The organism is Nonlabens sp. Ci31, from assembly GCF_012974865.1.
GTDB lineage: Bacteria > Bacteroidota > Bacteroidia > Flavobacteriales > Flavobacteriaceae > Nonlabens.
The window spans coordinates 1,071,580-1,092,465 of record NZ_CP043633.1 but is presented as its reverse complement, the minus strand read 5'-3'; the positions used below and the strand labels follow the sequence as shown (position 1 = coordinate 1,092,465).

The 20,886-nt window shown below is 37.1% G+C and carries 19 protein-coding genes; 14 read left to right on the top strand and 5 right to left on the bottom strand.

The features are described 5' to 3' along the window. The first annotated feature begins 3 nt into the window (after window positions 1–3). The gene (mnmG, locus tag F0365_RS04910) at window positions 4–1,875 is read left to right on the top strand and encodes a tRNA uridine-5-carboxymethylaminomethyl(34) synthesis enzyme MnmG (protein ID WP_169932671.1); all 1,872 of its coding nucleotides are present in this window, start codon (window positions 4–6) and stop codon (window positions 1,873–1,875) included. A 6-nt stretch (window positions 1,876–1,881) separates the two neighbouring features. Continuing rightward, window positions 1,882–2,733: a class I SAM-dependent methyltransferase gene (locus F0365_RS04905; RefSeq protein ID WP_240961915.1), complete on the top strand. Its 852-nt coding sequence runs from the start codon at window positions 1,882–1,884 to the stop codon at window positions 2,731–2,733. A gap of 130 nt (window positions 2,734–2,863) precedes the next feature. Here F0365_RS04905 and F0365_RS04900 read toward each other — a convergent pair whose 3' ends face one another. Continuing rightward, a complete protein-coding gene (locus F0365_RS04900) occupies window positions 2,864–3,259 on the bottom strand; it encodes a hypothetical protein (protein WP_169932670.1) in 396 nt (131 codons plus the stop codon). Window positions 3,260–3,347: 88 nt separating this feature from the next. After that, window positions 3,348–4,475 carry an ATP-binding protein gene (locus tag F0365_RS04895; protein WP_169932669.1) on the bottom strand — a complete coding sequence of 376 codons (1,128 nt, stop codon included), beginning with the start codon at window positions 4,473–4,475 and terminating at the stop codon, window positions 3,348–3,350. A 137-nt stretch (window positions 4,476–4,612) separates the two neighbouring features. Between F0365_RS04895 and F0365_RS04890 the strand changes: the two genes are divergently transcribed. From F0365_RS04890 to F0365_RS04880, 3 genes are all read left to right on the top strand, one after another. Continuing rightward, window positions 4,613–5,794, top strand: coding sequence for a phosphoglycerate kinase (locus F0365_RS04890; protein ID WP_169934762.1), 1,182 nt, complete (start codon window positions 4,613–4,615; stop codon window positions 5,792–5,794). A gap of 122 nt (window positions 5,795–5,916) precedes the next feature. Beyond that, a complete protein-coding gene (locus F0365_RS04885; protein WP_169932668.1) occupies window positions 5,917–7,479 on the top strand; it encodes a lytic transglycosylase domain-containing protein in 1,563 nt (520 codons plus the stop codon). 1 nt (window position 7,480) lies between these two features. Further along, window positions 7,481–8,467, top strand: coding sequence for a DUF4837 family protein (locus F0365_RS04880; RefSeq protein ID WP_169932667.1), 987 nt, complete (start codon window positions 7,481–7,483; stop codon window positions 8,465–8,467). A 170-nt stretch (window positions 8,468–8,637) separates the two neighbouring features. Here the strand turns inward: F0365_RS04880 and F0365_RS16735 are convergent, their stop codons facing one another. Together F0365_RS16735 and F0365_RS04875 are read right to left on the bottom strand one after the other, a co-directional pair. Next, on the bottom strand, window positions 8,638–9,015 hold the full coding sequence (locus tag F0365_RS16735) for a transposase (protein WP_317169842.1): 378 nt from the start codon (window positions 9,013–9,015) through the stop codon (window positions 8,638–8,640). Beyond that, window positions 8,993–9,829, bottom strand: coding sequence for an IS4 family transposase (locus tag F0365_RS04875; RefSeq protein ID WP_206071303.1), 837 nt, complete (start codon window positions 9,827–9,829; stop codon window positions 8,993–8,995). Before F0365_RS04875 ends, F0365_RS16735 begins: the two co-directional genes overlap by 23 nt. A gap of 102 nt (window positions 9,830–9,931) precedes the next feature. Here F0365_RS04875 and F0365_RS04870 point away from each other — a divergent pair, with 102 nt between their 5' ends. Then, window positions 9,932–10,480, top strand: coding sequence for a hypothetical protein (locus tag F0365_RS04870; RefSeq protein WP_169932666.1), 549 nt, complete (start codon window positions 9,932–9,934; stop codon window positions 10,478–10,480). Window positions 10,481–10,573: 93 nt separating this feature from the next. Here the strand turns inward: F0365_RS04870 and tatA are convergent, their stop codons facing one another. Next, window positions 10,574–10,768, bottom strand: coding sequence for a twin-arginine translocase TatA/TatE family subunit (gene tatA / locus F0365_RS04865; protein ID WP_169932665.1), 195 nt, complete (start codon window positions 10,766–10,768; stop codon window positions 10,574–10,576). 444 nt (window positions 10,769–11,212) lie between these two features. Here tatA and F0365_RS04860 point away from each other — a divergent pair, with 444 nt between their 5' ends. The 8 genes from F0365_RS04860 to rfbC all read left to right on the top strand — a co-directional run bounded on the left by F0365_RS04860 (window position 11,213) and on the right by rfbC (window position 20,868). Then, complete coding sequence (locus F0365_RS04860) at window positions 11,213–12,079, top strand: M23 family metallopeptidase (RefSeq protein ID WP_169932664.1); 867 nt, start codon at window positions 11,213–11,215, stop codon at window positions 12,077–12,079. Beyond that, on the top strand, window positions 12,080–13,588 hold the full coding sequence (locus F0365_RS04855; RefSeq protein WP_169932663.1) for a GH3 auxin-responsive promoter family protein: 1,509 nt from the start codon (window positions 12,080–12,082) through the stop codon (window positions 13,586–13,588). It abuts the gene before it with no gap. Between the two features lie 474 nt (window positions 13,589–14,062). Then, window positions 14,063–16,441 carry a sulfatase-like hydrolase/transferase gene (locus F0365_RS04850; RefSeq protein WP_169932662.1) on the top strand — a complete coding sequence of 793 codons (2,379 nt, stop codon included), beginning with the start codon at window positions 14,063–14,065 and terminating at the stop codon, window positions 16,439–16,441. Between the two features lie 6 nt (window positions 16,442–16,447). Further along, entirely contained in the window at window positions 16,448–16,570 is a 123-nt protein-coding gene (locus F0365_RS16645) for a hypothetical protein (RefSeq protein WP_262889024.1), read from the top strand. A gap of 3 nt (window positions 16,571–16,573) precedes the next feature. Continuing rightward, window positions 16,574–17,410: a diacylglycerol/lipid kinase family protein gene (locus tag F0365_RS04845; RefSeq protein WP_169932661.1), complete on the top strand. Its 837-nt coding sequence runs from the start codon at window positions 16,574–16,576 to the stop codon at window positions 17,408–17,410. A 74-nt stretch (window positions 17,411–17,484) separates the two neighbouring features. Then, complete coding sequence (locus tag F0365_RS04840) at window positions 17,485–19,224, top strand: DUF6909 family protein (RefSeq protein ID WP_169932660.1); 1,740 nt, start codon at window positions 17,485–17,487, stop codon at window positions 19,222–19,224. A gap of 73 nt (window positions 19,225–19,297) precedes the next feature. Further along, window positions 19,298–20,338: a hypothetical protein gene (locus F0365_RS04835; protein WP_169932659.1), complete on the top strand. Its 1,041-nt coding sequence runs from the start codon at window positions 19,298–19,300 to the stop codon at window positions 20,336–20,338. Beyond that, on the top strand, window positions 20,335–20,868 hold the full coding sequence (gene rfbC, locus F0365_RS04830) for a dTDP-4-dehydrorhamnose 3,5-epimerase (RefSeq protein ID WP_169932658.1): 534 nt from the start codon (window positions 20,335–20,337) through the stop codon (window positions 20,866–20,868). The genes F0365_RS04835 and rfbC overlap by 4 nt, the downstream gene beginning before the upstream one ends. Window positions 20,869–20,886: the final 18 nt, after the last annotated feature.

Genomic DNA, 20,886 nt, shown 5'->3' with positions numbered 1-20,886 from the left:
ACAATGTTTGATAAGGAATACGACGTAATAGTAGTAGGTGCTGGACACGCTGGGAGTGAAGCAGCGGCAGTCGCAGCTAACATGGGATCCAGAACTTTACTGGTTACTATGAATTTAGAAACCATAGGACAAATGTCCTGTAATCCTGCTATGGGAGGAATTGCAAAAGGACAAATTGTTAGAGAAATAGATGCGTTAGGTGGATTGAGCGGTATCGTTTCTGATAAAAGTGCGATTCAATTTAAGATGCTTAATCAATCTAAGGGTCCTGCGATGTGGTCTCCAAGAACACAAAACGATCGCATGCGTTTTTCGGAAGAATGGAGAATGCAGTTGGAGGCAATTCCGCTTCTGGATTTTTATCAGGAAATGGTTCTTGGATTAATTATCGAAGGTGAAAAAGTAGTAGGGGTGCGCACTTCTTTGGGTATTGAAATTAGATCTAAAGCTGTGGTGCTAACTAATGGTACATTTCTCAATGGATTGATCCATATAGGGGACAAAAACTTTGGTGGAGGACGAGCAGGAGAAAGAGCCTCTACTGGTATCACTGCACAGTTGGTAGAATTAGGGTTTGAGTCGGGAAGGATGAAAACAGGGACACCACCAAGAGTTGATGGAAGGTCATTAGATTATTCTAAAATGGAACCTCAACCTGGTGATCAATTTACTTCAAAGTTTAGTTACAGCAATTTGACCAGTTCGTTAAAACATCAACGGGATTGTCATATGACCTATACGAGTCCGGAGGTACATAATTTACTAAGAGAAGGCTTTGATCGTTCTCCTATGTTTAATGGCAGAATCAAATCTGTAGGCCCTAGGTACTGTCCAAGTATAGAGGATAAAATAGATCGTTTTGCCACTAAAGACAGGCATCAAATCTTTGTAGAACCAGAAGGTTGGAATACTTGTGAGGTGTATGTAAATGGTTTCAGCACTTCGTTACCTGAAGATATTCAGTTTAAAGCATTGCGTAGTGTTGTAGGATTTGAGAAAGTCAAGTTTTTCAGACCTGGGTATGCCATTGAGTATGATTATTTTCCCCCTACACAATTAAAGCATACACTAGAAACGAAGTTGATCAGCAACTTGTATTTTGCTGGACAGATTAACGGTACTACAGGTTATGAAGAAGCAGCATCTCAAGGTTTAATGGCCGGCATAAATGCGGTACGTAAAATTAGAGATGAAGAATCTTTTATACTTCAAAGAGATGAAGCCTATATAGGCGTACTTGTAGATGATTTAATAACAAAAGGAACAGATGAGCCATATAGAATGTTTACGTCACGTGCTGAATATCGAACTCTATTAAGACAAGATAATGCTGATTTAAGATTGACACCTAGGGCGGTGGAGTTGGGGATCGTCACCGAGGAGGCTTTGAGCCGAGTAGAGCATAAAGCAAATGAATCAGAAAAAATGGTTCAGTTTTTACGTGATACCAGCTATGATTATAAGGAAATGAATGCTTTACTCGAGTTAAAAGGAAGTAAAGTAGTTACTCAAAATGACAAGTTGTTTAAAGTCTTTTCTCGTCCTCAGATCAATCTGGAAGATATTAAAACTATTTCTCAGGTGAAGGCGTATTTAGAAGAGAACGAATTAGATGATGATATTTTAGAACAAGTAGAGGTACATGTGAAGTACGCAGGATATATTTCAAAGGAAAAAGACAATGCAGATAAACTCCACAGATTAGAAAATGTAAAGATTCCGTCTAATTATGATTTTAAAAGTATCAAATCACTTTCTTATGAAGCTAGAGAAAAACTAACTAAAATACAACCCGTGACGGTTTCGCAAGCCAGTCGTATCTCTGGTGTTTCGCCAAGTGATATCTCTGTACTATTAGTACACATGGGCCGATAGTTTCACGTGAAACAATTAATGGATTTGAATTTCTCAAAACACTTTCTCACACTCAATGATTATTTTCTGACTCAGGAAGAGTTTGAGTTGTATAGGGATCCACATACAGAATTGATAAAAACTATTCCTCAACCAAAGGAGTTAGATAAATATTATGAAAGCAAAGATTATCTTTCTCATGATGATTCTTCAACATCCTTTTTTGCACAATGTTATAATTTTGCTAAGGGCCTTAATTTAAAATCAAAGACTTCTTTAATTAAGAAATTTACTTTAACAGGAAGAGTGTTGGATATAGGTGCCGGGGTAGGAGATCTGATTGGAGCATTACAAGATTGCGGAATTGAAAGTGTAGGTTTTGAACCTAGTGAAAAAGCAAGGCAGGTAGCCTTAGAAAAAGGAATCGATTTAAAACCGACCTTGGAACATTTTGAAATAAATAGTTTTGAGCTTATTTCTATGTATCATGTATTAGAACATGTTCCAGATGTAGAAAAGCAGAAAGAAAAAATACTTCAGTTGTTACAACCAAAAGGTGTTTTGATTTTAGCCTTACCTAATTACGAATCCTATGATGCTAAGTTTTATGGAAAGTATTGGGCCGGTTATGATGTGCCTAGACATTTATTTCACTTTAATAAAAAAGCGGTAAGAAGTCTATTTGAAAAGGATTTTGAAATCATAAAAATGAAACCCATGTGGCTGGACAGTTTTTATGTTTCGATTTTATCATCTAGATATAAAAAATCACCTTTCCCTTTTCTTTTAGGAATGTTCATTGGGTTGCTCTCTAATTTAACGGCAATTGTTACTAAAGAGCCCAGTTCCATCACTTACATACTAAAAAAGCGCTTTTAAATTGTTTTAAAAGCGCTTTTTTGATCCAACAACAATATTTGCTGTCGATTTATTTAAACAAGCTTAAACGACTTGATTTAGCCCCTAAATTTATAGTTTTTACTTATACAAATAAAATTTACTATAGATATTAAATATATTGAGACCAAAAGAGTCCTATCATGCTAATGATAAGGTAAATTCCTAATCCTGAAGAACCGGAGTAATCTTTTACGATTCTTAAACCTACTAGTAAAATAATAATAAGAAAACCTGAAAGTACAAATGCGTATTGCGCATACAGCAAACTTTGAACGGATATGATATCATATACGGCAATACCGATTAGGGTACTTAGTGTAATTTCTATGCTTAAGATGATAATGATACTTAATCTAACAACGATAGGGTTAAATACGTCCTTATACATAAGACAGTAGTCTTCAAATGTTTTCCCCCAATCAAACATTTTTTCATAAGCAGACATTAAATAGGTTACTAGCAGAAAGGCAAGAATAAGGATTATCCCAGAGTAGGTGAACATCATTTTTTTAATCTAATGTAACAAAATGAGGTAGCCTTTTAACTATTAGAGATTAAAATTTATTAAAAGGCTCAAATATTTAATTCTAAACTTATTTAGAATGTAGGATACGCGTCATTCCTATACTCAAATCAGTAAGAACAATCTTGCCATTAGCATTACGTTCGATATGATAAATGGCTTCTTGAAGTTGATTTTGTATTTTTATCATTCTATTTCCGTCTACAAAAGGGGCAAATTTACTTAGGTCAAAACCGCTTTGAGGAGATAGATATACTGCGGTTTCTGCTTTGTAGTTTTTCAACATGGCCTGTCTAAAGAATTCCATACTATACATAAGGAAACGTATCTGCGTTTCTCGGTTTACTGCGGCTATGTTTTGAGCCCATTCGATAAGATCGTTTATGGCAGTCATTTTTGTTTTTGCTACAAAAGCTGTTCGTACCCATTCTACAAACCACTGCTCAAATTGCAGTTCTTCAGCGCTATTTTGTGAAAACTGTACGGCTTTTCTGTAATCTCCATCTGCTTGTCTTGAAACTATAGAGCTTTGACTTTCAGTTAATTGAAGATTTTTTTGTAGTCCTTGAGCAATGACAGCAGCATGGAGTTTAGGAACACTGATAATTTGACACCTGGATTTGATGGTATTGATAATTCGATCCTCAGATTCGGCAACAAGCAGGATAATAGTCTTTGCAGGAGGTTCTTCTATTAGCTTGAGCAGTTTGTTTGCGGCTTCGGTATTCATTTTATCAGCACCCCAAATGATGACCACTTTAAAACCTCCTTCATAAGATTTTAAGCTTAGCTTTTTCATGATGAGTTGCGCTTCTGCTACGCGTATTTCAGCATTCTTTTTTTCTATATCGATGGCTTTATACCAGTCTGGTAAGCTTCCATAAGGGTTAGAAAGTAAAAAAGTACGCCATTCCTTTAAAAACATGTCTGAAGTTGTCTTGGTAGTGCTGCTTCCAACAGAGGATGGCATGGGAAAAGAAAAGTGTAAATCTGGATGGGCGAGGTTATTGACTTGTGCATGACAGCTTTCATTAGAAGCAGCACATAAAATATGTCTCGCATAAGCAACAGCAAGAGGTAAAACGCCACTCCCAGTAGGACCGACTAATAACTGAGCATGAGCTATACGATCGTTTTGCACCGTAGATTGCAGGTGCTTTTTGATGTGTTCTAGTCCTAAAACGTCTTGATATTGCATATTGCAAATATAAGTGGAACCCCTTAGGTCAGGAAACTTGAAATGACTTCACTTTTTAGTTTTCTTTAAATAACAATAAGCCCATGGTAAATAGAGAACCGTTATATTTGTTTTTAAACAATTTTGAATACCAAAAGATGACTATAGACCAGATTAATTTAGACAATAAGAAAGCGTTGATTAGAGTAGATTTTAACGTACCACTAGACGAGAACTTTAAGGTAACTGATGCGACTAGAATTGAGGCTGCAAAAGACACTATTATTTATGTTTTAGAACAGGGTGGTTCGGTGATTTTAATGTCGCATCTAGGTCGTCCTAAGAATAAAGAAGAAGAATTTTCACTGCGCCATGTAGTAGAGAAGGCTAGCGATATTTTAGGGGTACAGGTAAAGTTTGTAGAAGATTGCAAAGGGGAGCTTGCTCAAAAGGCAGCACATGATCTGGAGCCAGGGGAAGTACTATTATTAGAGAACCTTAGGTATTATAAAGAGGAGACTGCTGGAAATACCGCTTTCGCGAAAGCATTATCACAATTAGGAGACGTCTACATCAATGATGCATTTGGGACTGCTCACAGGGCTCATGCGAGTACGGCAATAATTGCCCAATTCTTTAAAGAAAAATGTTTTGGGATGCTCATGAATCGCGAGATCGAAAGTCTTGACAGAGTTTTGAAAACTCCCGAAAGACCGCTAGTAGCGATTTTAGGAGGGGCAAAGGTATCCTCTAAAATTACCGTAATAGAGAACATATTAACTAAAGTAGATGATCTGATCATCGCTGGCGGAATGGCTTATACGTTTATTAAAGCCCAGGATGGAAAAATAGGAGATTCTTTAGTAGAAGATAATAAACAAAAACTAGCCTTAGAAATTATTGCTAAAGCTAAGGAGACCAATACCAACATACATTTACCAGTAGACGTGATCATAGCAAACTCTTTTTCAGAATTGGCATCTATTGATAAATCTGCTATTGATGAAATTCCAGATGGCTGGATGGGTCTTGATATAGGAGAAAAATCTCGTGAAAACTTCCACAACGTACTTCAAGGCGCTAAAACCATTCTATGGAATGGTCCAGCAGGAGTTTTTGAAATGGAACCTTTTGCAAAAGGGACCGTCGCTTTAGGTAAATCTGTCGCAATGGCAACAAAAAACGGTGCCTTCTCGTTAGTAGGTGGTGGAGATTCTGTAGCTGCAGTAAAGCAATTTGGTTTTGATAACCAAGTAAGTTATGTTTCTACTGGTGGTGGTGCAATGCTAGAAATGCTAGAGGGAAAAGTACTTCCTGGTATTGCTGCAATGAAGAAGTAGGTTCATAAAATCATAAATTAAACTCGCCGCGCTTTTCTTAAGAATAGTGAACTCAGGCGAGCCCTTTTTTTGAAAAAAGGACTGTTTTTAAAGCATGTCTTTCAAACAACTAAAATCAACAAATGAACAAATACCTTCTCTTTTTTCTTTTCTCTTTCCTGTTTTTTCTGTCAAAGGCGCAAGTAAAGCATGACTCTACAAATACTCTAGAAAAAGTAACTGATCGTAAAGAGCTTAAAAAGCAGCAAACGGAAAAGGATTCGTTAGAATTAGGAACGAAGATGGTCAGAGAAATACCTGTCCAAGAAATAGCAGTGGATACCGCTGTGACTGGTGAGCCTTTAAAGAGGTATCCAGAGGCAGACGATTTTGACGAAAAATTACTTAATGAACTGTACAACAATGATTTATACGATTATATGTATAATGAATTGGTACAAATGGATTATAGTGAAACCGTAAAACAAACACTTCCCACTGACACGCTTAAAGCACGACTAGCTGCTATAAATGAAACCACACCTTTTCAGATAGATTACAATCCAGTACTGGAAAAGCTGATCAATAAAAAGCTCAGTTACCAACGGGTATATATGGAGCGGTTGATGACATTGAGTGATTATTATTTCCCATTATTTGAGCCTTATCTCGATCAGTATGATATACCCCTAGAGATGAAATACTTGGCAGTTGTAGAAAGTGCTTTAGACCCGCGTATCAAGAGTCGAGTAGGAGCTACAGGATTGTGGCAATTTATGTTTACTACAGGTCGTAGTTTTGATCTGGAAGTAAATTCATATGTAGATGAGCGCATGGATCCTATAAAATCTACCCAAGCAGCTTGTAAATTTATGCGCAGTTTGTACAATATCTATGGAGATTGGGACTTGGTGCTGGCAGCTTATAATTCTGGCCCAGGAAATGTGAATAAAGCGATACGTCGCAGTGGTGGTTATAAAAATTACTGGAACATCAGGCCTTATCTTCCACGAGAAACGGCTGGTTATGTCCCTGCTTTTCAGGCGATGATGTATCTGTTTAAATATGCGCCAGAGCATGGATTCCAGCCACAACAGACCTTATATAAAACTATTGCTACCGACACCATTAGTATTAAAAGAATGATTTCTTTAGAACACGTCGCTCAGTTTACGGATCAGGATCTGGAAGTGATTCAATTTCATAATCCCTCTTATAAGTTGGATATTATCCCGGTAGTTGATGGCAGAAGTTACAATTTGAGATTGCCTATAAGGGACGCGGCAAAATTTGTTAGTAATGAAGATGCGGTGTACGCTTTCGCGAAAGCGGAATTTGAAAAAATAGAAAAACCAATACCAGAACTTCTCAAAGCAGAAAGCCGAACGGTATATCGAGTTAAAACCGGAGATTACCTAGGTAAAATAGCCAACAGATACGGAGTGAGAGTAAGCCAGATCAAACGATGGAATAGTTTAAGGAGTAATAATTTACGTATTGGACAAAGGCTGTACATCCACTCTAGAAATCCAGCAACTAGCTCGAGTTCAGAGTCTACCGAAGCACCCTCTACTTATCAAATAAAAAGCGGTGATAGCTTATGGAAAATAGCCAATAAATATGGCATATCTATTGCTAGCATACGCAAAATGAACCCTACCATCTCAGATGACCTTAAAATAGGGGCCACTTTAAAATTAAAGTAACATGAATAAATTATACGCAATTCTCGCCATATGTCTGGCTTTTATAAGTTGCAATGATCAAGCGATTGTTGTTCAAGATAGTGCAGGAAGACTCAACGATATACTAGTAGTTATAGAAAATAACGATTGGGATGGACCATTAGGTGATACGATTAGAAAAGAGTTTGCCAGACCCCTAGACGGTATCGTAAGAGAAGAGCCCATATTTACACTCAATCATGTAAAACCTGCAGCTTTTAAAGGAATGCTTAAAAAGTCACGTAATTATTTGTTCGTAAAAAAGTCAGATAGCAGCGGGGTGAGTGTTAAGAAGGATGTGTACGCAAACCCGCAGTTGGGAATTGTGGTAAGAGGTAAAAATAAAAAAGAAATAGCTCAAGTTATTTCAGAAAATGCAGATAACATGATTGCTATTTTTAATCAAGGAGAAGTGGAGCGCAAGCAATACCTTATGGATAAAGTAGCCTTAAATACCGATAGGCTAACAGAGCGTTTTGGTTTTGAAATCGTCATTCCTCGAGCATATCATTTTGCCACATATAATGGAGAGATTGATAATGATTTTTTCTGGTTGCGTAGAAATATAAGTGAAGGCACTATGGATTTGATGATTTATGAAGTAGATCGCAATAGAATTAAGCGCAGTGACAGTACTGTGATGGATATTGTAAAGGTGCGAGATTCTATAGGAGAAATTAAAATCTTAACAGATGGTGGCCCATTCCAGACAGAGCCTGCTTTTTCACCATATCTTAACGAAAGTCAGATCGATGGAAAGTTTGCCTTTGAAACTAAGGGAACTTGGGAAGTAAAAAATATGTTTATGGCAGGACCATTTGTCAACTATGCGATTTACAATAAAGAAAAAGACAACTGGTTGATCATAGAAGGTTATGTAAGCGCACCAAGCAGCAAGCAGCGCAATTACCTCTTTGAAATAGAAGCTATTTTAAAAAGTGTTCATTTTTTGGAGGTTAAGGAGGAGTAAAAACAAACATTTTATGACAACCCTTTTTTTGAATTGCATACTAATGTTAAACTTTTAACGTTATACTTAAAATCATTAGTGTCCGACTAAAATACGATTCTTTGCTTTCGTCCTTTTCATGCCCTGTAGTAGTGGGGTAGGGTTTCGTTTCTCCAATAGCATGGTATCCTTCAGAACATTGTTAGCTGTATATCGGGTGGTTTGGTGGTCAGATAATCCCACTTTTGAGTAGGGTTTTCCATGAAGCTGAACATATTTATGTAGCTCATCAGGTGTAGCCTGATCATGGAAACCATATTTGAGTATGCCCATCTTCTTTTGGTTCTCTTCTGCACCACAAGCATGAGTAGTTGGATAATGAGTCCGCACCATATCTGTATCTCAATGGCATTCTGGTTGTCCCCAAGAAAATACTTTAGGGGGAAGTTCTGTTTGAGGCGCTTGAACATGGTCTCTATCTGCCATCTGTGCTTATAGATATCACATATTTTATCTGGGCTCAATAGGAAGTTGTTGGATATAAAACTATAGATTTTTTTTGCCGTCATCCCAGTATGCTACGCGCCTGAGCTCTATTATCTGACCATTCTTCTCCACGGTAATGATCTCATCCCTAAGTATATTGTTCGGTGTATTATGTTGTGGATCGAACTCTTCCAGGTTTTTGTAGGAAGCATTTTCTTTTTGGCGGGTAACAAAGTAGATATCCTGCTGTGTCCACTCAAAAAACTGTCTGTAATCGGTATAGGCCTTATCAAAGACTACAAACGAGCCCTTCTTCAGGTCGAGCTCCCTGAGAAAGGTGTGGTCGTGCGTTGCCGCGCTACTGAAGCGAACCAGACAAGGAACGTCCTCTAGGGCATTTATCATTGTATGCATCTTGATGCCGCCCTTCTTCCTACCGTTGATCGGGTTGCGCCCAACGCCCTTTAAAATATCACTGAATAGGCTGATGGTGCTTGAATCAACAATCCTTAGATGCTTTACGGGAAGACGCAGGGAACTGCTGTCCGATAAAAACCTGCCGTATTTATCCAAAAGGGAATAATAGATGGAGGCAAACACCTCACTGGTTATATTTGCATTGGCATCGGAAAGGGTACTTCGCCTGGGGAAGCTCTCCAGTCCAAGGTGGCTGAGCTTTCCCTCGCAGGGCAGCATCACGGTAGATAGCTCCCGAAGTGAACTAACACCACTTAGAGCAGCATAAAGCATGGAGACCAGGTGCTCGTGGGTCTTGCACGTTTTATAGTAGCGCTCACTATCAAATGAATCGGCTGTCCGACTAATAATGTGTCTGGGAATCAGATTTAACAACTGCTTGATTATGGGGTGTCCGCTAAAGTGAGTACTTTTATTCATAGCCTTTGTTTTGTGGTAAAACCAAAGTACTATAAAGCGGGAAAACCTATATGGTAATCCCGCTTTTAAAAAAGTTTAATCGGACACTAATGTTATAAAATCATGAAAAAATTAATCCAGTTTCTAGTATGTACCTTTCTACTACTTTCATTCCTCAGCTGCAATCCAGATGACGATAACCCAGCTCCAACGGATCCTGTAACGTTAGCAAATCAATTTACGGTAGGTAGTGATAATTACCCTTTAACTGCAGGTTTTAGATCAGATAGTTTTTTGGATAGTCCTGGACTGTTTATAACAAGTGTTTTTCTCGTTGACGACGGTTTAACTTTAGATACCAATAATGAAATTGCAGGAAATGGCAATGTATTAGGTCTTGAATTTTATACTGCAAGCAATAACGGCTTGCAAGCGGGAGTTTATAATCTAGATAATGTTAACGTTCAGGCATTAACTGTATATGTTTATATAGGAATTAATTATGATGCGCAGACAGACACGGCTCTGTTAGAAGATGAAATCTTTCAAGGAACAATCACGGTAGAAGAACTTTCTAACGGCAGTTTTAAAATTACAGGTCAAGGAAGAGCAGATGATGCTAACGCCAGTTTTACCCTAAATTATTCTGGAAACTTACAGTTAGTAAATTAAATAGTAGGATATATCCACAGTTAAATTGGGTTCATAAAAAATCCGCATTATTTTTAAATGATGCGGATTTTTTAGTTTCTAAGTGTTTCTAAACTATTTGTTCAGATTTTTAGAATCCTCTTTTTTATTATCATCCTCTTTTGAGGCATCTTTAAATTCTTTGATTCCGCCACCTAGGCCGCGCATCAATTCTGGTATTTTTTTACCTCCGAAAAGAAGTAAAACCACAACCACTATAAGGATGATACTCCACATACCTGGCATTGCCAAAAAGAAATTTGTTATCATGATTTGATCTTTTAATAGAGAACAAAGATACAACATGCCATATAACAACACCTACATAGGCTGTTAATCTTTAAAAAGGTCATTTTTGATACATTTATAAGATTAAAAACTTGTTTTTATAGCACTACAGATAGCTTGTACTTTTCAAGATAGAAGCGTCCAGAAAAGATTTAGACCATGCCAACACGAATAGTTGGCATGTCAAATCTTACCAACTTCTTCCTCATCACACTGAAAAGCGCCACGATCAAAATGCCCGCGATCAGTTATTTAATTCTTCAACAGTCCTGCTTTAATACCTACAGGCGGAGCCAAACCCATCATTACTCAACCCTTCTAGCCAAACTTATCAGGACCCATTCTTTACCTCTAATAAGCGATTAGCTCACGGGACATACTTCATACCTATAAAAACTAATTATATTTGTTGAACGTTAACGACAGATGGGAAAAAGAAAAAAAGATAAAAACCAAAAAAGCAAGTGGACACATCATTACCGCATGGTGGTGCTTAATGACGATACCTTTGAAGAACGGTTTAGTCTGAAATTAAACAGACTCAATGTTTTTATGCTAACTCTTATAAGTGCCGTTTTATTGATAGGAGCAACCACAGTTCTCATTGCTTTCACACCTATACGAGAATACATCCCTGGATATGCTGACATAACTACTAAGAGAAACTCTATAGAACTCACCAAGGAAACAGATTCTATACAGCAAGTACTACGTACCAATGAGGAGTTTTATGGTCGTATTAAAATGCTGCTCAATGGGGATATTACTACAGAAGAATACGAGCGTATTGACAGTATCGCAAAGGTAGAAACTGATATAGAGACTGCAGATCTTGCACCTATTAAGGAGGACAGTCTTTTGAGAGAAGAAGTTGCTCAGGAAGATCGCTACAGTGTCATTGCCGGAGCAAAGGCCAAAACGAACTTTGTCTTCTTCCCTCCGATAAAAGGGATTATTTCTGGAGATTATGATACAGAGATAAAACATTATGCTGTAGATGTAGCAGCAGCTTCAGGAACGCCTATTAAAGCAGCTGCAGATGGAACTGTAGTTTTTGCTAGTTGGAGTGCAGAGACTGGCTATACCATGTTAATTGAACACGCTTACGGGCTTATTACTGTTTATAAACACGCAGGAAGTCTTATCAAAGAGCAAAATGATCAGGTACTCGCAGGAGAAGTGATCGCTAGCGTTGGAAATACGGGAGAGCTAACCACAGGACCTCATCTTCATTTTGAAATCTGGAGCGATGGGTATCCGCTAGATCCTACTAATTTTATCAATTTTGAATAAATGTCGTTAAAGTCACTCGGCGCAAAGATGTTTGCCGCCATAACTGATAAAAAAACTAAAAAATGGGCTACAGATCCGGTAGGCTCACAGGATAAGGTTTTTAAAAATTTATTAAAGACTGCTGCTGGTACCGCTTTCGCGAAAGCGCACTCCTTTTCCAGCATCCAAACACATAAAGATTTTATACAACAGGTTCCAGTAAGAGATTACGAGCAATTAAGGCCTTTTGTAGATCGAGTAGTCGCAGGTGAAAGTGATATTTTATGGCCAGGAAAGCCCCTTTACTTTGCCAAAACTTCGGGAACTACCAGTGGCGCAAAATACATTCCCCTTACCAAGGAATCCATGCCCGAGCATATCAAAGCAGCTCGTAATGCCATATTGAGCTATATACATGAAACTGGTAAAGCAGGATTTGTAGACGGTAAAATGATTTTTCTTCAAGGAAGTCCAAAAATGGAGACCAAAAACGGGATTCAACTGGGTAGATTGAGTGGTATTGTTGCACATTATGTGCCTAATTACCTCCAGAAAAACAGATTGCCCTCTATGAAAACCAATTGTATTGATGATTGGGAAACTAAAGTAGAGGCAGTTATAGATGAAACTTTACCAGAAAAAATGAGCGTTATTTCTGGAATTCCTAGTTGGGTACAAATGTACTTTGAACGCATAGTGCAACGCACAGGTAAAAAGGTCGGAGAGGTTTTTCCAGACTTTAATTTATTCATTTACGGAGGTGTTAATTTTGAACCTTACCGAGCTAAATTTGATCAGCTTATAGGTCGTCAAGTAGATAGTATCGAACTTTTCCCTGCAAGTGAAGGCTTCTTTGCCTATCAAGACAAGCAAAACGAGAAAGGAATGCTCTTACTGCTAGATGCAGGTATTTTCTACGAGTTTATTCCCGCAAATCAGTTCCATGAGGAACATCCACCACGATTAAGCATAGGCGAAGTAGCAATAGGAATCAATTATGTGATGATTATTTCTACTACAGCAGGATTGTGGGCGTATAACATAGGTGACACCATCGCTTTTACCAGTGCCAGTCCCTATCGAGTAATGGTAACCGGTCGCATCAAACATTATATAAGCGCCAGTGGAGAGCACGTAATCGGTAAAGAAGTAGAAGAAGCCATGAAAGCCGCTTCTAACGAGTTGCACATCATCATCAATGAATTTACCGTAGCACCACAATTGAACCCAGAAAACGATGCGCTTCCTTACCACGAGTGGTTTGTGGAATTTGGTACTATTGCTGACTTAGATATGCTAAAATTAGCTCAAGCTTTAGATCTTCAGATGCGAGAGCAAAACAGCTATTACGACGATTTAATAACGGGAAAAATTCTCCAACCTTTAAAGATTACTAGCGTACCTCAAAATGGTTTTAAAGAGTACATGAAAACCATAGGTAAACTAGGCGGTCAAAATAAACTGCCCAGACTATCAAACGATCGTAACATAGCGGAGGTGCTGGAGAAGATCATTCAGCAAAACGCTTGATATTTAAACCCTACTGTTTTTAATTAATATATTTACATAAAGACTGCAAATGGCTTATTTACAATTATTAATATTACTTTTAATAGGTTGTGGTATTCTAGTCTTTATTAGGAACAAAACGATAATCGCCTTTGCAGCAACTGCTATAGTGACTCTTCAAGCGGCCTCTGTTTTTTAACCGGAAATGTAGCGGACTATAAATTCTATGAGCATTTAGAGTGGAATGTTATTTCAAATATCTTCTCTGAATTTATCTTGTATGCTTTACTTCTATTAGCTGTATTGACAGGTCTATTTATTCTACTGTATTGGCTTTCTTTTCGTTTACAAAACATAAAAAAATTAACACCACTTGTAACTATAGCAATAGGGTTAGTGTTCTTGAGTTTGGACGGAAATGTGATATCAAATTTTTACAGAACATAAAGTTTAAACAACGCTAATAATTATTCTCTTAGAACAGCTATAAATGAATTGCCCATCAAGGATTTATCTTTTATTAAGAAACAAGATGTTGTTGCGCAACCAGGTAAAAACATTATTTTTATTTCCTTAGAGTCCTTTGAGTTAGGCTTTATTAAAGAAAGAAAAGATCTTACACCTAATTTAAATAAGCTCGTAGATACAGGCTCTCTTTATGAGATGGAACCTACTACCGGTGGGGACTGGATAAGTGCATCAGTATATATGGCTATTACTGGCTTACCTGCTTCTTTTGGATTAGAGGGTAATGATGTTTTTCAAGGAGCAAAAGACTTTTATTTATCAACTCTAGGAGATGTTTTAAAAACGGCGGGTTATCAAATGACCTACCTTATAGCTAACAAACATTTTTCTGGAATCAACGACATGTTGGAGACTTTCGTTTTTGAAGTAAAATCAGAAATTGATTTTGAGACCTCTTATGAGAGAATTCCTTGGGGATTACATGACAAGGATTTATTTGAGGAAATTAAAAAGGGAATTGTCCTGAAAGACAAGCAAGACAAGCCATTTGCACTATTTGCTAGTACAGTTTCCACCCACTTCCCTAATGGTTTGTATGACAAACGTATGGAAGGAATTATTGAAAAAAAGAACTCCGATCTTGAATTTATGATTGCTTCCGTAGATCAGTATGTTGGTGATTTAATGGCGTTTCTTAAAAAAGAAAAACTGTTAGAAGATACTGCAGTTATAATTGTTCCGGACCATCTTTTTATGGCAAAACATGAAGTGGTGAGTCAATTGGATCAAAGAAGTTTATTAGTCCTAACTTCTGAAAAAAACAAGCAGTGGAATCAAGAAGCACTTCAGCAAATATCCATGCCGAGAACTATTCTAAATCTAGCGTCTATAAATACTAACGCGACTTTTCTCTGTGACTTTATTGAAGGAAACAAAAATCAATTTATCGATTCTAATGAAGAAAAACGGAGAGATTTAAACCTAGCAGCGTTGAAGACTTTTGATTTAAAACAAGTTTTTGAAATAGTGATAATTGATGATTCTATTTTGATTATAGACCTAGAGGAGCAGACAACTATAGAAATCTTTGAAATTTCAAAGGATTCCACTCATGTATTTAAAATCATCTTAGATGATAAATACAGGTTGCGCTCCTCTGAGGATGTTTTTCCTTTAGACTTAAAGAATAGTGTTAGCTCCCCTTCTACGCTTCATATAATATATGAAGATGGTAAACTTTCTTCTTTTCTATCTGACCCTGATGGAATAGTATCTTATAAAAAGGGTTCTAAAATCACTTACGATTCTATTGACGTACAAAGCAAGTTTAGTAAGTATGAAGTTGGCAAAGAAATCGATGACAAGTTGTTACAAAAAGAGGAAGCTATGTTGGTAATAAAAAGCGCTAGTTTTAACTCTAAAAAACGAAGCTGGATCAAATGTAATGAAGATCAAATCTGGCTAGATAGAGGTATCAACCTTGTAAAGTTAGATATTACAGGGACTATGGTGAATCTTAATTATGATACGTATTTGCACCCAGAGGTTATTGACGACCTCATTAAGCAAATAGAATTATCAAGGCAAAGTAAAAGTACTTTCTTTCTTATAGTTCACTATACAGCAGGGGAAAATTTTAAAGATTATAAAGATCAGTTAGCCCAACTGAACCTTGAAAAGTTGATAGATCTCAAGAGTAGGCAGGCCTATTTGGCAAAGCTAGATAAGGAGAAGACAGAAGAATTTATAAGCGACTTTATAGTGGAAAAACAATTCACTGTTCCCTACAAAAAACCAGTGGCTCAAAAAAACAAGGAGGAGGCCATTGCCCTATTTTCTAAAGATGTGGATCGGTTTATTGCACATGCTGGAGGGGCAGTTCAAGGAAACAGCTATACAAATTCATTAGAAGCATTAAACGCTAGTTATAAAAAGGGATTCCGGCTTTTTGAGTTAGATATTATAAAAACTTCTGATGGCGAGTTTGTCGCAGCTCATGATTGGAATATATGGCAAGAGCAAACCGGTTATCAAGGAATCACTCCCGTATCCCTTGAGGTTTTTAACAGTTACAAGATCTTAAAAGATTACAACTCTTTAGACATGCAAGCTATTAACACATGGTTCAGCTCTCATAAAGATGCCTTGTTAATAACTGATAAAACCAGAGATATAGAACAGTTTGCAAATAGCTTTATAGATTACAAGCGTCTGAGAATGGAAATCTTTACTTTTCCTGACGTTCTTATAGCAAATGCTCTAGGAGTAGAACCTATGTTGTCAGAAAACCGTTTAAATAATTTAAAAGATAAAACACTAGAATACATCAAAGAACACCATATTAAGTACATCGTTTTTTCTAGAGCCTCCATTAGTAAAAACAGAAAGTTAGAGCCATTAAATTAATTAGGAGTGAAGACCTATGTTTATCACGTAAATTTCCAAGCAGGAAAGAATGAGAAGTATGTAGTTGAATATGAACTGGGTTCTGTTTATGGCATGTATGCTGATGACTGGAACTTTAAAGCAAATTAACAAGTGATTAAAATCGCCTTTTTAGTAAATCCTATTTCTGGTAAAAACGGAAATAAACTAGAGTTCAAGCAAATTAATGCATTCTTTGATCGAGATAAGTATGACATTGAAATACGGTACTCTTCTTCTAAAAGCGATTTAGAAAGGTTGACAAAAGAATGTATTCATAAAGGTTGCGATATTATCGTCGCTTCTGGAGGTGACGGTACTGTAAATACAATTGCAAAATTCCTTATCGATTCAAATATTAAATTAGCCATACTTCCTAGAGGATCTGGTAACGGCCTTGCAAGTCATTTGGGTCTTCCAAGTTCTATAAAACAATTGTGTATCTCTATAAAAGAGGCTAAGACCGTTCCTATAGATTGTGGAGAAGTAAATGGAAATTATTTTTTCTCCAACTTTGCTCTAGGCTATCCAGCTGATGTGATATACCGATATGATAAAGATATTAAAAGGGGGCTCTCTACTTATGCCGCGCACAGTTTGAAATCATTTTTTAGTAAAAAGAAAGACGAGATCATCTTAGAAAATGTTGGTCGTCCAAAATATTGTGTACTTGTTTCTAACACAAAATATTTAGGCTATAATTTATCCCTTACGCCTAAAGCAGAGATCGATAACGGTTTGTTAGAAATAATTTCAGCAAATTCAAGAAGAGACCTTGCCATAAAAATGATTGGTTCTATTCTTTTCAAGAAGAATTTTGCCAGTTCCGTAAGTGAAGTTGTATTAAAAAGCAATGATACTTGTCTAGTACAGATTGACGGGGAGCCTATTCTAATGGCATCTCCATTTCATATTACTGTCAAGAAAAATTGTCTTAAAATTATTGTGTAGCACCTATCTAAATGAATAAGAATCTTTCTTAAGACGATTATACAAAGATGTATCTTTGCTACGAAAGAACATTTATGCCCATAATTAACGTAGAACCTCGCACCAGAGCTCAAGAAAGTACTAATGCCATAGAGCGCATGTATATCACCATGCGACATCTTTTTAATAGAGGCTTTTATAAACCTATGGGAGTGAGTGGTGAATCTTTAAGAGAATCTTTACTCACATTAAGACCAGAAATCTACGGCTCCATTGCCGAGGAGAAGATAGAATTAAAGGGACTGCTTTACGTCATGGACCGACTTCCAGTAGGCATAGAGGAATGCACATATATCAATCTTACTAGTGATGAAGGTTACGAAGGATCTCACTTTAAGGCGATTATTCCTAAAAAAAGAAGACGTAATTGTTACCGTATTGATGGGCAGCAAATGAATATTGAGGTGACTCGTGGAAGATCTGAAATCTATGATATTCTAACCCACCTTACTTTTTTGATGATAGAATCTCATAAGATCATGAAACAGGTGATCGTGGGTGATAATGGAAATACCACAAGAGATTGGAAAAGTCTAGAAACAGCTGTTTCAAAGAAAAAACTGACTCAAGAAGAGAAAGAAGTAGCTATTACCCATGTAGCAAATATTTTAGGCCGCACTTTTGATGAGGTTACTTCTGTTTATGCAGATTTTGCTACCGCAGGAAATCCTAATAGATTTTTAAGCATCATCTATCATCTAGGCAGACTGGCAAAACAAGAAGTCCTCGATGAAGAAAAACGTCTCGTGACCTTTTCTCCAGTATTAAGAGAGCGATTAGGGCATCACATTCACGGTGATGCTTGGGCATTGCGGATTAAAAAACACTTGATTGAAAAAGGACTTTTTGAAAGACCCTTGCACATTATAAGCGCTAACCTACACAGTGTAATGAATTCGCTTTATGGCCCTAAAGCCTTGGCTTCCCAAGTGGCAAAGAAAAGCCGTATGGAAATCTTTGCAGATTTGAGCAACGATAGTGGGAAGAAAAACCGCGACTTGATCAAGAAACATGCATTATCCAACGGAATGACAGAGCTTAAGGATAGAAGCGGTACCAATATAGACGTACAGATTTTTGATCTCGCAACTTGCGAATTTGAAAAAGTAGGCTTTTGCGATGCACGCTTTCGCGAAAGCGAGAACGACACAAAACCCGTTCTTATCGTCATGGATTATGCTTTTGGTGAGCAGGCTTATGAAACTATGGACGAGTTGCTCAAACCTTTCAAAGACGAGCAAGGAAAAACGCACCAGATGAATGTTCAATCCATCAATGTCATGGGTAAAGCAGGAATTCTGGAAGGCGATAAAGGCGACATTATGGTGCCAGATGCGCATGTTTTTGAAGGTACAGCAGATAATTATCCGTTTAAAAACAGACTTTCTAAAAAAGACCTTGAGAGCGATGATATCAAAGTCGTTACCGGTTCTATGGTAACCGTTTTGGGAACTTCGCTACAAAATAAAGACTTGTTAGATTTTTTCTATAATTCCAGTTGGCAAGTGATCGGGCTAGAAATGGAAGGTGCTCATTATCAAAAAGCCATACAGGCAGCATCTCGTGTAAGACGTAGCATACGTAAAAAAGTAAAAGTGCGGTATGCCTATTATGCAAGTGACAACCCATTAAAAACAGGACATACCTTGGCCAGCGGTGGTTTGGGATTGATAGGTGTTAAACCTGTTTATGTCATTACAGAGAAAATACTGGAACAAATCATTGAAAGTAGTATCAAAGTAGAACAGCAACAAGAGGAAGAAAAAGAGTCATAATTTTATCAAAATTTACTCGTTTAAAGAATTCATAGACTTCAATTATATTTGAAGACTTGAAAAAAACAACTTCATGGACAACCAACCTAATAATAACCAAGAACAAGAGGTAGATTTAGTACCCGTTTTTGTGTGGATCAGCAATGGATTTAAGAATCTTTTTAGCGCAATAGGAGGATTCTTTAAAGGAATTGCTCACTTCTTTATTTTGTTTTTGATCTTTATTAAAAATAATATCATATTACTAGGGGTTCTTTTTATCTTAGGAGGAGGACTAGGTATGTATGCGAGTAGAGAAAGTAAAAAGAACTTTACTGCACAGTTAAGAGTACAACCTAATTTTGAAAGTGCAGGGCAATTAATTTCTAATCTCGAATACTACAATTCCTTAGTAGATCAAGAAGATTTTAAGACTCTGGGGAAGGAGTTAAACATCGCTATAGAAGAAGCTAGTCAGCTTAAAAGCTTTAAGATAGAAGCCGATTTTAACGATACAGAGCTTCTTAAAGAGTACGATTATATGGCGCGACGCGCAGATACTATTGCATTAGAAAATTACACCTTTGAAGGCTTTAAAGAGGCAAAAAGAGCTATTGATTACCAGTTTTATAAAGTAGAAATAGTTTCTAAGAATAGAGCGGCTTTAGAAAAAGCAGCCTCTAAAGCAGTGAAAGTGGAGGACAATCCGCTGATCAAGGCGCAACGATTAGCCAGTAGGGAAACTACAGCTTATAATATTGATAATATGGAGTATCAGTTACAAGAAATTGATTCTCTAATGGTAGCATTTCAAGTCTCGCTTAAAAACAAGGACTCTAACGGCTCTCAAGGTACCAGTGTATTTGTCAATGGACAGAATAAAACAGAGATGTTCAAAGAGCTTTTTGATGAAAAATCGAGAACTTTCTTTAACCTGGAAAACGAGCGAGAAAAGAAATACAGTTTTGAAAACACCGTAAATATCGTTTCCTATTTTGTTAAAAAAGGAGTGATAGAGAAAAAGCACCTTACGGTCACTTACGCATTGGTGTTTTTTGGCTTAGGTCTTCTTATCGCATTGATACCCTTGGTTTTGAGATTTTTAAATAACTATCAAAAGGGAGCTGTCAAATGAAAATAATTGATACACCGCTTTTAGATTGTAAGATTATCGAGCCAGCTGTTTTTAAAGATGCTCGTGGTAAATTCTGTATCGCTTATGACAGTTTCGCTTTTGCAAAAGTTTTACCTCAACAAGCACCTTTTATTACTATTAACGAAAGCACCTCTTCTTACGGCGTGTTAAGAGGCTTACACATGCAAAAAGAGGATGCTGGGCAAGCTAAGCTGGTCAGATGTATACAAGGTCGTATACTGGACGTTGCAGTAGATTTTAGACCAGAATCACCTACGTACTTACAGCATTTTACATTAGAGTTATCAGGGGATAACCACAAACAATTACTTGTTCCTAGAGGTTTTCTACACGGCTTCTCTGTACTTTCAGAAACGGCCATAGTGAATTATCAAATAGACAATACCTATCAACCAGAAATGGAAGTGGGCCTGAGGTACGACGATCCAAAATTAAACATAGACTGGCAACTGCCTAAAGAAGATATTATCCTTTCTGAAAAAGATGAGAAATTAGAGATTCTCCATTAACCATTAAATTCCATTGTT

Excerpts from the sequence above, each read along its gene's own strand:
- F0365_RS04840 (WP_169932660.1), top strand. The coding sequence starts at position 17,485 with ATGCCCATAATTAACGTAGAACCTCGCACCAGAGCTCAAGAAAGTACT.
- F0365_RS04885 (WP_169932668.1), top strand. The coding sequence starts at position 5,917 with ATGAACAAATACCTTCTCTTTTTTCTTTTCTCTTTCCTGTTTTTTCTG.
- rfbC (WP_169932658.1), top strand. The coding sequence starts at position 20,335 with ATGAAAATAATTGATACACCGCTTTTAGATTGTAAGATTATCGAGCCA.
- F0365_RS04895 (WP_169932669.1), bottom strand. The coding sequence starts at position 4,475 with ATGCAATATCAAGACGTTTTAGGACTAGAACACATCAAAAAGCACCTG.
- tatA (WP_169932665.1), bottom strand. The coding sequence starts at position 10,768 with ATGATAACAAATTTCTTTTTGGCAATGCCAGGTATGTGGAGTATCATC.
- F0365_RS04870 (WP_169932666.1), top strand. The coding sequence starts at position 9,932 with ATGAAAAAATTAATCCAGTTTCTAGTATGTACCTTTCTACTACTTTCA.
- F0365_RS16735 (WP_317169842.1), bottom strand. The coding sequence starts at position 9,015 with ATGACGGCAAAAAAAATCTATAGTTTTATATCCAACAACTTCCTATTG.
- F0365_RS04875 (WP_206071303.1), bottom strand. The coding sequence starts at position 9,829 with ATGAATAAAAGTACTCACTTTAGCGGACACCCCATAATCAAGCAGTTG.
- F0365_RS04900 (WP_169932670.1), bottom strand. The coding sequence starts at position 3,259 with ATGATGTTCACCTACTCTGGGATAATCCTTATTCTTGCCTTTCTGCTA.
- F0365_RS04890 (WP_169934762.1), top strand. The coding sequence starts at position 4,613 with ATGACTATAGACCAGATTAATTTAGACAATAAGAAAGCGTTGATTAGA.
- F0365_RS04835 (WP_169932659.1), top strand. The coding sequence starts at position 19,298 with ATGGACAACCAACCTAATAATAACCAAGAACAAGAGGTAGATTTAGTA.
- F0365_RS04860 (WP_169932664.1), top strand. The coding sequence starts at position 11,213 with ATGGGAAAAAGAAAAAAAGATAAAAACCAAAAAAGCAAGTGGACACAT.
- mnmG (WP_169932671.1), top strand. The coding sequence starts at position 4 with ATGTTTGATAAGGAATACGACGTAATAGTAGTAGGTGCTGGACACGCT.
- F0365_RS04880 (WP_169932667.1), top strand. The coding sequence starts at position 7,481 with ATGAATAAATTATACGCAATTCTCGCCATATGTCTGGCTTTTATAAGT.
- F0365_RS04855 (WP_169932663.1), top strand. The coding sequence starts at position 12,080 with ATGTCGTTAAAGTCACTCGGCGCAAAGATGTTTGCCGCCATAACTGAT.